The sequence below is a fragment of the Thioclava sp. DLFJ5-1 genome (assembly GCF_002020115.1).
Lineage (GTDB): Bacteria > Pseudomonadota > Alphaproteobacteria > Rhodobacterales > Rhodobacteraceae > Thioclava > Thioclava sediminum.
Genome location: NZ_MPZU01000009.1, coordinates 88,500 through 102,102, shown reverse-complemented (window position 1 = coordinate 102,102; position 13,603 = coordinate 88,500). Strand labels below are relative to the sequence as shown.

The following is a 13,603-nucleotide window of genomic DNA, read 5'->3' as shown; positions in this document are numbered from 1 at the left end:
GCCGCTCTTTTAGCGCGCTGTATGACCCCAGGCAGTCGAACGGCCCCACGCGACGGCATCCAACCTTACCGTCCTGTCTTTCGGCAGATCAACGCGCCTTGACGCCCAGAGATGCAAGAACCCAACCGGACAGGTCCTTCAGCATCACTTGCGTGGCACTGTTGAAGCCTTCAACCACATCGATCGTATCTGTCGTGTCAACCGGGAACGCAGCATTGAATGTGCGAACGGAAATCACGGATGCATCGCTTTCCTGAACAAGCCTTGCCGTCAGGCGCACACGGATAGTGGCCCCTTTGCCGTCTGGTGCAGCTTCGGCCTGAAAGTCGGTCAGTTCGGAAATCAGCGCATAGTCGCCAGAGCCACCAAGCGGCCGCCGCCCGACGTAGCGAAAGGCATTGCTGTCCTCGATCGTGCGGACGATCAGGGTCTGGATCATCAAGGGCGTTTCCGAGGCCCATTGCCCGTCGGTCAGGTATTGCGCCTGAAGGGGGCGCGGACGGATCATGATCCGATCCGTCATCAGGGTGCCGGGGGCAGATGGAACCTCGATCACAAGCTGCCGTGTCAGACTGCTGCGCGCGACTGGCGCTTCGGGCGGTGCTTGCAGGTCATAGCTCTCCAGCGGCGTCGCCGAGCTGTTCAGCGCAGAAATCGCAGAGCAGCCAGAGAGGAAGGCAGATGCAAGCAGGACGGTCAAGGTCAGGCGGGGCATGGCAGTGCTCTTTCGTTACTGGCGGAAGGCGGGCGTATTGGTTCCGCCGATAAAGAACCGGGCTGGATCGCGCCTGATCTGGTTGGTCAACTGATCGAGGTTATTGATCAGGTCACGCATTTCCCCTGCAAGACGGGTGTATTGCGGAAGTGCGCTCGTGGTGAATTCGGTGATCGGCGCGCCAGATGCTGTCGCGGTGCGGGCCACTTCGTCAAAGGCCAGCCGCGCTGCCTCGCTTGCCGCCTTGAGATCGGCCGTCACGCCGGGGATATCGGCCGAGACCTGCGCTATGGCCTGATCAAGATTGGCAATCGTCTGGCGAAGATCAGCGGTGATGGCGGCCACTTCGGTATTGATGACCTTGTCCGCACCGTCAAATGTGCGCTCGGCGGCAGAAAGTGTGCGCTCGCCCACCTCGAGTGCCGAATTGATCGAGGTCAGTGTATCATTTGCGCGCGTGAATGTATCGGTCACCGCGGTCACGGCCAGACTGGCGTCGTCCATCAGCCCATCGACCTTGCCACTGGCATCGGTCAGGCTTTGGCTGACGTCGGCAATCGTCTGGTTGGCCGTTTCCATGGCCGACCGGATATCAGCCATCAGTGCCGGAAGGTCGGCATTGGCGGCTTCGGAAATTGGCTTCAGTGCCGTCCGGGCCTCGGCTACCAGCGCGGCGCCGTCGATGGTCACCAGAGAGTCAAAATTGACTGCGGCCTTGTTGATCGTCTCCAGCGTCGCCGTAAGGTCGGCGATCATCGCATCGGTGACCTTGATGGTGGCTTCGGCTTCGGTCAGTCGCGCGGTGGCGGCTTCGCCGGTTTTGCGGAACTCGGCGACAAGACCGCGCGCTTCGGTCCCGATCTGTTCGACCTGCACCCGCAGTTCGGCGATGCCAAGACGCACCTCGTCTGTCGTTCGGAGCAGCTCATCATTCATGTAACGTTCAGCCGAAGAAAGGGTGCTCGTAGCCTGGTCCAATGCAGCGGTTCCGCTGGCAAGCGTCGTCCCCGAATCCGCGATCAGGACATCGACGTTCTTCAGAGTGCCCTCAGCTGTCTCGAACAGGCTTTCGGCACGCCCGGTGAGGCCTTCCAGCATGCCGTTGAAGGCTGAAATGTCATCCGCAAAGGCTGCAACCGACTCCGTGACAACTGAAAAATCCTCAAGTGCCTTTGAAAGGCCTGCCGAGGCCGTTTCCGCGTTGGCCAGGATGTTATTGATGCGCTGAATGTTCTCAGCGCTGGCAAGGTTTGACAGATCCTGCATCACCCGTAGCGCTTCTTCGACCAGTTGCGGCGCATCCTCGGTCAGGCTTTGCAGCACTGAACGACCGGCTTCGATCTTGGGCACGTCGTCCGGGCTGACGTCCCGCAACAGGGGATCAGAAGGCTCTCCGGGGCTGATACCAACAAACGAGACGCCGGTCACGCCCTGCGACTCGATGGTCGCCACAGAGCTTGTGCGGATTGGAACATCGGCGGCGATTTCCAGCTGGACACGCACTGTCCCATCGCCGTTCGGCGACAGGCGGACATCAACGACCTGCCCGACAGGCAAGCCTGCAAATCGCACGTCCGAGGCCTGAGCAAGCCCGGCAACCGACGTGAATTCAACGTCATAATAGCTGAACTGACGATCAAGCTGGAACTGCGCAAACCAAAGGAAAAATCCAAGGATTCCCAAAATCCCAGCAAGCGTGAAGGCACCGATCAGAATATAGTTTGCCTTGGTTTCCACTCGCTCAATTGCCCTTCCGTTCGCTTTTTTCAGCCAGTGCCGCCCGGGCGCGTGGCCCATGGAAATAATCGTGAACCCATGGGTGATCGATATTCAGCATCTCGTCCATGGTCCCGGTTACCAGGACCTTCTTTTCCGCCAGCACCGCGATCCGGTCGCAGATTGCGTGGAGTGTGTCCAGATCATGCGTCACCAGAAAGACGGTCAAACCCATCGTATCGCTAAGTTGGCGGATAAGCGTATCGAAATCAGCCGCGCCAATCGGGTCCAACCCGGCGGTAGGTTCGTCCAGAAACACGATTTCGGGGTCCAATGCCAGGGCACGCGCCAATCCGGCCCGCTTTCGCATCCCGCCTGACAGTTCCGACGGGTATTTGTCTCCGGCCAGATAGGGCAGGCCCGACATCGATATCTTGAGGTCGGCCATGGCTTGGCGCAAGGCCGGATCCAGACCTTCGACCGAGCGCATCGGCACCTCGACATTTTCTCGAACATTGAGCGACGAAAAAAGGGCTCCATCCTGAAACATCACGCCCCAGCGCCGCTCCAGCGCGGCCCGCTCGGCCTCGGTCGCCGTGCGGACATTGGTTCCCAGCACCTCGATCTCACCGGCCGCTGGCCGTTGCAATCCGGCGATGGACCGCAAGAGCACCGACTTGCCGGTTCCAGACCCACCGACAACCCCCAGGATTTCGCCTCGGTAGACATCCAGATCCAGCCCGTCATGCACCACATGACTGCCGAACTGATTGCGGATCCCACGCAGGCGGATCACCGGCTCCCGGTCCGTGGGTACAGTCATATCCCCACCTCTGCGAAAAAGATGGAAAACAACGCGTCAATCACGATGACGGAGAAGATTGCCGTCACGACTGCGGCAGAGGTCTTCTGGCCGAGAGATTCCGCGTTGTTGCCGACCTGCATGCCGGCATGGCACCCCACGATGCCGATCACGATCGCAAAGAACGGGGCCTTGATCATGCCAACCATCAGGTGAGACACGTCGGTGCCTTCGATCAGCCTCGACTGGAACATGGCGGGCGATATGCCTAGCTCCACCCAGCTCATCAACCCGCCGCCCAACAGGCCCGCTGCATTGGCAATCATGCCAAGGATCGGCAGCATCAGCAGCAGCGCCAGCACACGCGGTACGATCAGCGCAGCAGCGGGATCGATTCCCAGCGTCCGCATCGCGTCGATCTCTTCGCGCATCTTCATCGACCCGATTGCTGCGGTGAAGGCCGAAGCGGTACGGCCAGCCACGATGATCGCGGTGAGAAGGATGCCAAGTTCGCGCAAGATCGAAACAGCGATGAGATCGACGACAAAGACCTCGGCCCCGAATTGCCTGAGCTGTGTCGAGCCCTGAAACGCAAGCACCACGCCGATCAGAAATGCCATCAGGGCGACGATCGGCACGGCCTTGACGCCGACTTCCTGGCAATGATGAACAAGCGCGGTCAGGCGGAATTCGGTCGGATGGAAAAGCGACCTGCCAAGTCTTGCGAGGAATAACCCGAGAAAGCCCAGAAGCTGGGTCAGAAACGTCCAGCCTGCGGCAACAGAGCGGCCGAAATCATCCAGCCAGGCGGCCAGCGAGAACTTCCGCCTTTTCGCGGATTCTACCTTCGGCAAGGCCTTGCGGACCGTTTCGACAAGCGCAGCGGCGTGCTCGGCGGCACCGGAAATCTGCAGGGTATGCCCGGCGGACTCCGCCACCTTTCCGGTTTCGGCAATCGCCCATGCGGCAGCAGTGTCAAGCCGCTCCACGCCGGAAAGATCAACGGTAAGCGGTCCTGCCGCGGCAGCCTGCATCAACGTGCCATGCAGAGAAGTCAGATCGACGAGGGAGAAATGCCCAGCAAGACGCACAAAGACCACTCCGTCGTCGCGATCTGTCGTGACCGATGCCGATCCGCTGTTCAATTCGAAGATCCCAAACAACACTTGCCGATTGTTCTTGATACTTGTCGCGCCCGCCAGAAGCCAGACGCTGGTCACATCTGCGCCCGTATTTCCGATCAAGTATGCCGCCATCGGCCTTCCGCCGACATTCCCCAAGTGGCCTGCCGCTTGACTTCAAGATCGCCTGATTTTGCTCGCTGGGCAAGCGTTTTTCGCCCCGAGCGGTGTCTGTCGTCGCGCAAACGGCCGAAGTCGGGTGGATCAAGCCTCGAACCCGCAGCATTCTGGCCCGGCAGAGCCGCTTTTCCGCGCGGCAGACGGACCTGTCCTGCCGCTTTCGTTCAGCTTGGGCATGGATCGTGGTCATGCGCATGACGGAGGCGTTCGAAGACGGCGGATGGCGGCAAGGACGGCCCGCACCATCGGGCCGGTGACGGCGACCTCGGCCAACTGGAAGGTAATGGCGCGGGCGTGGCGGACGACGCGGGCGCCGATCTTGATCAGCTTGAGTTGCAGGCTGGTCAACGACCAGTCCGCCATGGCCTCGGGCAGTTCGATGCAGCGCAGGAAGGTTGCCAGGTTGTAGGCCAGCGCGTGCAGTTGCAGCCGCACCTCGTTGTGCCGGAACTTCCGGCATGACAGCCGCGTCCAGCGAAAGGCATATTTGCCTTCCTTGATGTGCTGCTCTGCGGTGCCGCGCTGGTTGTAGAACCTCACCACCCAGTCTGGCTCCATCGGCAGGTTGGTGACGATGAAGCCGACTTTGGGGAACAGCTCGCCCGGATGCCATTCGATCTTGGCGATGACGCGGCGCGGCTTGTCCCAGGACGCCGCCTGATACTCGAAGTCCTCGAAGAACCGTTTGACCTTGGTCAGCGAAGGCCGTCCCACGGGCCGTGTCAGCCGATGCGCGATCTTCTCGCGCAAGACGGCGTTGGCGGGCAGACGGATGGCGTAGAAGAACCTGGCTTCTTCCAGCCGCATATAGATCGCGGGGATCGCGTAGGCAGCGTCGGCCCGGAAGAAGCGTCCACCAAGGTCGCGGCCAGCATATCGGGCAATGACGGGATCAAGGACATCCCGCCAGCCATCGGCGCTGTGGACATTGCCGTTACGCAGGGCGCAGCGCTCCAGCATGCCAAACTGGTTGAACAAGAAGATGGGGTGATAGCAGGTGCAGTCGAAATGCCCGTTCCAGGCAGCACCTTCCTGATCGCCGTGGGTGGGGCTGACCGAGCTGTCCATGTCCAGCACGATGTATTTCAACCCGTTGCGGTCATGAAACCGGTCGATCCATTGGCCGTTCAGATCGGCCAGCGCCGCCCGGTTCGCGGCCAGAGCCAGCGTCTCGGTCTCGAACCGTCCCATCTGCGATGCCGAAGCAGCTTGCGCCTCGACGGCCCTGCCGCCAACGACCTGACGCATCACGGGATCGAGGGCCAAGCGGTCGGCATCGTTCACATCCTCGTATCCGGCCAGTCGTCCGAACACCGATTGCCGGAACAATCCGTCAAGCCGATGGAGCGTGTTCTTCCCGGTGCGGCTGTCTCGCAGCGCCTCCGACGCCAGATTGGACAGGCCGAGCACGTCATCAAGCTCGCGCATCACCAGCAGGCCACCGTCTGAACTGATCTGCGCACCACGGAACTCCAGACGCACACGGCGGTCGAAATCAACCCGATCTCCCCGCGCCAAGCCCGCACCCTCCAGGTGATCCATGAAACGCGCCCCTCGCAGCCGTCAACGCCATGATTTATATGCGAAATATCACGATTACGACAGCGAAATCAGCGACTTACTTGGAGAATGTGGGCTGAATGCGATTGACTCCTTCGACGCTGCATCACTTGGTCGTGCAAGTGCCCCTCATTCGTTCCGGACCAGTTTCGCATCTCGAAAGGCTACAAATCATGTTGTGCGCCGAGATTTGATTTTACTGGCGCGCTCCTTTGCGCCGATCGCCGTGGCATAAATTCTCGCGATCTCGGATGAAAACTGCTCGACTGAATGGTATTGCGCCTCTTTGAGCGCCGCCCGTGCCAATTTCTCACGTTCGGACCGGTTTACGAGCAGGGCGTGGACAGCATCGGTCCAGGCGTCCAGATCTTCTTCCGTTAGGATCCCAGTCCGATGGTTCTGAACAAAGGCATCGACGCCGCTCGCATTCACCGCCACGACTGGAAGGCCTGCGGCCATGGCTTCCAGAACGACCATTCCCTGTGTTTCGGAAACAGAGGTGAAGACGAACAGCCGTGCCAAGCTTAGGTAGTCGGGAATATCTTGGAGCGGCACGCTTCCCACCAGTCTGACCTCGGAGGTCAACCCGGCGTCGCGAATGTTGCCAGTCAGACGCGCGCGCTCGTCGCCCTCACCGAGGATCAATAGCCGAAACGGCGGGGCGTGACGGTTCTTGAGTTCTCTCATCGCCGCGATCAGAAAATCGAGGTTCTTTTCCTTCGAGAGCCGCGAGATGGTGACCAGGATCATGCGCCCGTCCGGATTGTAGCGCGCAATGAGTTCTTCAAGGAGTGCCGGGTCTCTCTGGCGGAATTTTTCGACTTCGATGCCGGTCGGTTGAACGTGAACGGGCCCGTCAACGCCGATCAGGCGGACGTAATCTCGAGTGACCGGCGTCGGAACGATGATCTCGTTGCATTGGTTGGCAAAGCGCCGCACCAACCAATGCGCGATCACGTTCCTGAAGAGCGCACCCGGCAAGGGTATGGCGTGGGCGAACTGCTCGAGTCGAGTATGATAAGTAAAGACCGCAGGCACATGCAGTCTTCGTGCGATCCGAAGCCCGAGTGAGCCAAGCCAGTAGGGGTGGTGTAGATGAATAACGTCCGGCTGAAATTCTCGAACTGCCCGCCAAGTTTGATGGCGGAAAGGATTTGCCAGCCGAAAAGTCGCGCCCAGGCTGATCAGGATGGGAATGCGAAAAACGCCCTCTTCCGGGCTCTGGTCATCGTAGCTCGGTGCGCACAACAACACCTGGTGTCCCTGGCGTTCCAGACCCATCTTCAGCCTGTTGACCGAGATTGCCACGCCATTGATGGAGGGCAGATAGGTGTTGCTGAACATGACGATGCGAAGCGGGCGACTTGGATCGACAGGCATGCGAAATTCGTAATCCGGGTAGTACCGCCGTTCCCGAAACAGCCGATTGTAGAGATACATCGCCGTCAGCACGAAGGCCGAGAAGATCGCGAGGAAATTTAGCCAGCCAACGTAGAAGAGGGAGTAGACGAAAAACCAGAGCCCCTCGATTCGCTGTGCGAGCGGTGTCGGGGCGGTGTCGATGCGGATCAGGTCGGTCTGGATGCCGTCCCGATCCGCGGTCAGATCAAGGTAGTGATAGAAACTCGTCTCGTCGTTGACGACAAAGCCGCCAGCACCTCCGGTCACAATATGTCGGATCCCGTCCACGACCTGATCCGAGTAGGTGGTGGCACCCGCCGAGATCACCATGTCCACGCCAAGGCGGCCCAAGAGCGTAAGGAGCCTGTCCTGATCTTCCGGCTCGGACCATGCTCCGCGGTCGGGCTCGAAAAGGGTTTCATGTTCGGGTGCGACAAGAGGATGTCCCGCGAAGACGATCACGGGTCTTGCTTCTTCAGTCTCCAGAATGTCGCGAAGCCACCTTTCCTGCCAGTCGGTGGGTGTGCGCCCTGTCGCGTCGAGAAAAACGAGCCGCGCTTGCGGAAGCGTGATCGAGTAGAAGTGTGGACCAAACCGCTGGTAGAACCGCGTGCTTCCGAATTCCTCGAACTCGTTTTCGCCGAAGGTCAGGAGATAGGGAATATCCAGGTGGGAAAGGATCTGAAGGATGGAGCGGTATTTATCCTCTCCGCCGCCACTGACGATATTACCCGCAGAGACGACGAAATCCACGTCTGAGGAATTGATTCTCGGGATCACCTCTCGTTCCAGCATACCGATGGAATTGTTGCCCTCTCCGACAACGGCGAACCTCAGCGGTCCGCCCTCGGCTGCGACCGCCTCGATCTTGTCGATCTGCCGCACGAGCAGCGCGCTTGCATCCGGTGCCGCGGCATAGAGATAGACGCGGTAGACGGCGATCGTCAGGACGATGGCGAGATTAGCATAGAAGAAGAGGGAGAGAAGCGCGCGATTCATCTGGGTCTGGTCCTTGGATGCAGGGCGAAGACCGACACGACCAACCCGATGGCCATGCCCAGATAAATGACCAAGAACCGCCAGGCGAAGACGACGAGCAACAGGTCGGCCGGTGCCATCTGGCTTGCCATGAACCCGGCGAAGGCCAGTTCCGCCAGTCCCGCGCCGCCCGGAGTCGGCGTGAAATACATCAGGAAGGTCACGACCGACATCGTGCCGATCACCGTCATCCAGTCGACATCGTAGTCGAGCAGCTCGAGAAGAAGGGCTGGGAAAGCGAACAACGTCACGAGGAAGACGAGCGTCGAGATCACTGCAGCGGCGGCGTCGCGCCGTGATCCCCGGACAAACCTGGAAAAGCCGCTTGCGAACTCGGCGGTCTCCCGGCGGACCGTGCTGACCCACAGGTCTTTTCGTTCTTCACCGATGAGACGCAGGCGACAGGCAAGGCCGAGCAGGGTTCCAATCAGCGTCGCCATCCAGAACGGGCGGCGCAGGACCAGAATGAAACCGATGAGATAGAGCGCGCTGATACCCGATAGGGACTGCATCGTGATACGCGCAAACTCGCCGGTGGAGGCATCGGGATGAAGGAACTGAAACGCTGGCGCGGCGATGAAGATCATCAGCATCGCCAGAATGGTGCGGATCGACGTTGCGGCAGCCGAGGCACCGACCGACACGCCGTGCCTTTGCAAATACCAGACCTGTGCAAAACCGCCGCCGGTGGCCAGAGGTGTGATGTTCGAAAACAGGAAATTGATGAAGACAAGGGGGAAAATCTCGTGAATTTTCACCCTCGATCCAATTGTCCGGAGAACGAAATAGAGCCGAAGTCCGTCCGAGGCGAAATAGGCAACCAAGAAAAGCAAGATAAATGCCAGCGCCTGCGGCTGGACCAGTCTCGCGTCGAAGCGCGGCGGAGGCCCATCGAAAACCATGGAGAGAGCGGCAAATCCGGCGGCGGTCAGTCCCAGGAACAGCAGCGCATACAGAAGCCAGGCTCCCGGCGCACCGTGCATGCGCCTTGATCCGGCGGTCTGCCTGAACTCGTCTTGCACTGTATGAACCCTCGCTAAGTCGCTTGGGAGTTATTCCCTTCGCCGGCCGAAAACAATGCGGATCACCTGCGATGCCCTGATCCCACGTCATATTCAGGCAAGAGGGCGAATTGCGCGAAGCGTTCTTTGAAGACCGGAAATATGGCATAATCGCCGCTTCAGCCAATAACGCAGCAAAGCCGGGCGAACATGATGGCACGACTGCACCTGCGACACCAATCTTCTGGATCAACCTTTACACGTCCGACCGGGGCAAAGAGATAGATACTGGCGGTGCGCCGGATTCTCCCGAGCCCAGTTAACCAATCATGGCCTCTGCCCCGGCTGCTAAAGACATCAGGATCGATGCTGTCAGAATGACGGAGGCTCCGCCCAAGGCTAGACCCGCCGAAGCGATTAGCCCGTCTTGCTCGACCAGCCCGACGCCGAAGACGAAAAGTGAGATCGCCGGAAACCAGCCACTTAGGGGCACTGGCAGAAACAGCGCGAAGGCAATCATGAACAAGGCGAGGCCAAGTACGCGCTCGCTCCGGCGGGCAAAAACAAATCTGTAGCGCGGCCGTAGCACACGCTCCAATCTGCGAGTGACCGGTCTCAGGCGAAGAACAGTGTGCCGCAGCTTTGTTTGATCAAGCCGCAGTCGTTCAAGCGGTCCGGGCAACTTCACGTGCGGGTAACCAAGCATCATCTGACCGGTCGTCACAAGAAGTGGCAAGGCGGTTATCAGGGTTGATCCTGGCGGTAGCGGCAACAAGGTGAGCAACGAAAACACAACGATCGCCCAACCGAACGATGTCTCGCCGAGTGCCGTCAACAGGTTGCCGAGGGTCAGAGTGCCCGCCCTATGCTGGTTTCGGGATGTACGCAGGATGGGCAACGACAACGAAGGTCTTCGTCTCTGTCCCTCCCCTCGTTGCATCCGTTCCCCTTTCGCACTGTGTGCTGGTCGCACTGTGTGCTGGATATCGGATCGAAGGCTGAACTTTGCAATCGCAAGTCCAAGAAATCGGTTAAATCTTCTAAATTGCATTAAGTTCAGGGCCGGCTGTTCCTTTTCCGTCTGCATCACACTAGATCGTGAGAAACGCGCGAGCGTTCACTGCGGAAACTTTCGGACAAGAATTAAGATGCTTCATGATCTCTTACTCGTGGCCGCCGGCCTGGTTCTTCTTTTTGTTGGTGGTGAAGGACTCGTGCGCGGCTCGGTTGCGCTCGCAGAGCGTCTGGGGATCTCGAAGCTTCTCATCGGACTGGTCATCGTCGGGTTCGGCACGTCGACGCCGGAGCTGCTCGTCTCGGTCAATGCGGCGATCGGCGGTACGCCGGAGATTGCGCTCGGCAATGTCGTCGGATCCAACATCGCCAATGTCCTGTTGATCGTTGGTGTGGCGGCCGTCATCGCACCGATCTTCGGGTGGGAACGAACGGCGGTGCGCGAGGCGCTGGTGGCGACCCTCGTCTCGCTGGCGGCCTTTGCGCTTGTTCAGGGTGAGGTCATCACCCGCATCGAGGGCATCGCGATGCTCGTGGTCCTCGCCGGATACCTCTTCTCCAGCTACTGGCTGGAAAAGCGGGATCGCCAAGCGAAGACGTTTGAGCACGAGGCGGAGGAGTTCGAAGATATTCCCCTGCCTCGGCCGTGGCTTGCCCCGGTAATGGCCATTGGCGGCATCATTGCCCTCGTGTTCGGCGCTGACATGCTGGTCGAGGGTGCTGTGAACATCGCGCGCGATTTTGGTGTGCCGGACGCCGTAATCGGCCTGTCGCTTGTGGCCATCGGGACCTCGCTGCCCGAGCTTGCCACCGCCATCGTCGCTGCGGTCCGGCGGCATTCGGACGTGGTTCTGGGCAACATAATCGGCTCGAACATCTTCAACATCCTCGCGATCCTCGGCGTGACAGTGGTGATCCAGCCCATCGAGGTCAGCGCCCGGTTCCGCGAAATCGATACGCCCGTTATGCTCGGCGCGGCGCTGCTGCTGCTCGCACTACTCTTCGCTTCGAAGAGGATCGGGCGCGCCTGGGGCGCACTGATGCTCATCGCCTACGCTGCCTACATGGTGTTCCTGTTCTGGAACGGGATGGCCGCGTAACACACCCGTGGACCGAGCAGGTCCCTATGTCGACAGGCCGACGACCACCATACCGCCGATAAGGAGTGCAAGGCCGCCAAAATAAATAACGGCTGCCTGATTGAGTGTCAGGCCGCCAGATGCCTTGTCTTCCTCCGGGGCACTGCCATCCTCGTTCTGTCTCAAGCTCATGTTTTCGTCGGCTCGTTGGTTTCTTGCCAAGCGCTTCAACATCATTCTCTGTAGTGGCGCGACTGCGCGGCGCCTGTCATTTCTTCTCTTTGTCCTCTTCCCGTGCCTGCTTTCAGGACGAGATGCCTGTGTCGCATTGACCTAATAAGCTTCGGACCAACTTCCAAGGGTGTGTCCGGATCAACCACTGTGCTCCAAGGACCATGCTTCAGAAAGACAGACTTCGGGTTCGGTGTGGTGGTCACGAATGCGGTCATGGAAAGCTTATTTCTCCGGGCCAACGGAACTTCGGCACAAAGTTTCTCATTCCGAATTGCGCAACCAGACGTGCTGCAATAGCTGATCGCCATGCATGTAAAGTTGTACTCCACCATCGGTCCGATCCTGATCCTCGATGACGTCGAGGATGGTCAGATGCGCCTGTCCGCGCTCTTCATCGCCGCGAAGGAGGCGACTGTTCCGCCGCTTGAACTGCCACATGGCAAGGTCTTGCCGATCCCGCTCGCGGAGTATGACCACGCGACCGTCTGGCGGGCGCGCTTCACGCTACCGGCCGACCGCGCGTCCGAATACAGCTGGAATGGCACGTCCTGCACAGTCGCCGGTGACCTGATCGGCGATCTGCGACTGGCCTACGTGTCCTGCAACGGTGAGGAAGTGGGGGACATGGACCGCGAAGGGTCCGAGCGGAACGCCATGTGGGAAAGGCTCAGGAGCGAACACCAACGCCAGCCCTTCGCACTGATGCTGCACGGGGGCGACCAGGTCTACGCCGACGAGGTGACCGAGGGGCACGAGCTCAGCCAGGACTGGCCGGAACGGATCCCGCGCGACCCTTCGCGCGTGGCGCTCGACGATCTCCGGCATCATCTGCGCGAGCGGTTCCTAGAACGCTACGCAGCACTCTACGCCGCGCCGCAGTTCGCCTGGCTTGCCGCGCGGGTGCCGTCGCTCATGCAATGGGACGATCACGACATCTGCGACGGCTGGGGCTCTTTGCGGCGGTCGCGCACCTATTCCCCGGTGGGCCAAACTCTGTTCGCAGTCGCACGCGAAAACTTCCTCGTCTTTCAGCAGGCGACAATCGATGGCGACCTACCTGCCCGCTTCGCCGACTCCTCAGGACAGCACCTAGGTTGGGCCATTCACGGCTCCGACTTGCGCATCCTCGCCCCCGACCTGCGGTCTGAACGGACACGGCGGCAAATCATGGGTCAGGGTGGTTGGGCCATGATGGAGGCTGAGGCACAACGGGAGGTGCAGGGCCACACCCTTCTGATGTCGAGCGTCCCCTTGCTCGGACCCCGGCTGTCGCTCCTGGAAGCCCTCATGGTGCTGATCCCGCGCATGCAGAAATACGAGGACGACCTGCGCGACCAATGGCAAAGCCGCGCGCATCGCGACGAATGGCGCCGGATGCTGCGGCTAGTGCGCGATCTGGCGAAGCGCGACGGACACGACATCACCGCAGTTTCGGGCGAAATCCACCTGGCTACTCGTGCCGTCATGGACCTCGGGGGCGGGTTGCACCTAAACCAGCTGGTCGCATCCGGCATTGCCCACAGGGCACCGCCCAAAGCCTGGGCGCGATTTCTGGGGATCCTGTCATGGCTGGGTGAGGATCCTCTGCCGGAACATCCGATTCGCATTGCTCGCTTGCCGGGGCAGCGGAACCGATACGTCGCCGAGCGGAACTATTTGATCCTTGATCGCAAATTGGGGAATTGGACAGCCCGTTGGGATCTGGAAACGAGTGGAATGACAGAGTCTTTTGGGCTGTGACT

12 protein-coding genes are annotated in these 13,603 nt (G+C 60.1%); 3 read left to right on the top strand and 9 right to left on the bottom strand.

Going from position 1 to position 13,603, the window contains the following annotated elements; all coding sequences use genetic code 11:
- Positions 1–88: 88 nt before the first annotated feature.
- The 7 genes from BMI86_RS20490 to BMI86_RS20460 form a co-directional block, all read right to left on the bottom strand.
- Positions 89–715 carry an ABC-type transport auxiliary lipoprotein family protein gene (locus BMI86_RS20490; RefSeq protein ID WP_078542938.1) on the bottom strand — a complete coding sequence of 209 codons (627 nt, stop codon included), beginning with the start codon at positions 713–715 and terminating at the stop codon, positions 89–91.
- 15 nt (positions 716–730) lie between these two features.
- Complete coding sequence (locus BMI86_RS20485) at positions 731–2,512, bottom strand: MlaD family protein (RefSeq protein WP_246831782.1); 1,782 nt, start codon at positions 2,510–2,512, stop codon at positions 731–733.
- A complete protein-coding gene (locus BMI86_RS20480) occupies positions 2,457–3,254 on the bottom strand; it encodes an ABC transporter ATP-binding protein (protein ID WP_078542935.1) in 798 nt (265 codons plus the stop codon). The genes BMI86_RS20485 and BMI86_RS20480 overlap by 56 nt, the downstream gene beginning before the upstream one ends.
- A complete protein-coding gene (locus BMI86_RS20475; protein ID WP_281480124.1) occupies positions 3,251–4,453 on the bottom strand; it encodes an MlaE family lipid ABC transporter permease subunit in 1,203 nt (400 codons plus the stop codon). The genes BMI86_RS20480 and BMI86_RS20475 overlap by 4 nt, the downstream gene beginning before the upstream one ends.
- Positions 4,454–4,720: 267 nt before the next feature.
- Positions 4,721–6,076 (bottom strand): IS1380-like element ISPme1 family transposase, encoded by a 1,356-nt coding sequence (locus BMI86_RS20470; protein WP_012112698.1) that lies wholly within the window; start codon positions 6,074–6,076, stop codon positions 4,721–4,723.
- A 189-nt stretch (positions 6,077–6,265) separates the two neighbouring features.
- Positions 6,266–8,494, bottom strand: coding sequence for a glycosyltransferase (locus tag BMI86_RS20465; protein ID WP_078542933.1), 2,229 nt, complete (start codon positions 8,492–8,494; stop codon positions 6,266–6,268).
- Positions 8,491–9,555, bottom strand: a complete 1,065-nt coding sequence (locus tag BMI86_RS20460; RefSeq protein ID WP_143594893.1) for a lysylphosphatidylglycerol synthase transmembrane domain-containing protein — start codon at positions 9,553–9,555, stop codon at positions 8,491–8,493. Before BMI86_RS20460 ends, BMI86_RS20465 begins: the two co-directional genes overlap by 4 nt.
- Before the next feature lie 110 nt (positions 9,556–9,665).
- Here BMI86_RS20460 and BMI86_RS21120 point away from each other — a divergent pair, with 110 nt between their 5' ends.
- Positions 9,666–9,857, top strand: a complete 192-nt coding sequence (locus BMI86_RS21120; protein ID WP_143594892.1) for a hypothetical protein — start codon at positions 9,666–9,668, stop codon at positions 9,855–9,857.
- Here the strand turns inward: BMI86_RS21120 and BMI86_RS20455 are convergent.
- Positions 9,854–10,438 (bottom strand): exopolysaccharide biosynthesis protein, encoded by a 585-nt coding sequence (locus BMI86_RS20455; RefSeq protein ID WP_246831781.1) that lies wholly within the window; start codon positions 10,436–10,438, stop codon positions 9,854–9,856. The genes BMI86_RS21120 and BMI86_RS20455 overlap by 4 nt on opposite strands.
- Before the next feature lie 244 nt (positions 10,439–10,682).
- Between BMI86_RS20455 and BMI86_RS20450 the strand changes: the two genes are divergently transcribed.
- Positions 10,683–11,648 carry a calcium/sodium antiporter gene (locus BMI86_RS20450; RefSeq protein ID WP_078542930.1) on the top strand — a complete coding sequence of 322 codons (966 nt, stop codon included), beginning with the start codon at positions 10,683–10,685 and terminating at the stop codon, positions 11,646–11,648.
- 24 nt (positions 11,649–11,672) lie between these two features.
- Here the strand turns inward: BMI86_RS20450 and BMI86_RS20445 are convergent, their stop codons facing one another.
- On the bottom strand, positions 11,673–11,864 hold the full coding sequence (locus tag BMI86_RS20445; RefSeq protein ID WP_143594891.1) for a hypothetical protein: 192 nt from the start codon (positions 11,862–11,864) through the stop codon (positions 11,673–11,675).
- A gap of 303 nt (positions 11,865–12,167) precedes the next feature.
- Here BMI86_RS20445 and BMI86_RS20440 point away from each other — a divergent pair, with 303 nt between their 5' ends.
- Positions 12,168–13,601, top strand: a complete 1,434-nt coding sequence (locus tag BMI86_RS20440) for an alkaline phosphatase D family protein (RefSeq protein WP_078542928.1) — start codon at positions 12,168–12,170, stop codon at positions 13,599–13,601.
- Positions 13,602–13,603 lie beyond the last annotated feature (2 nt).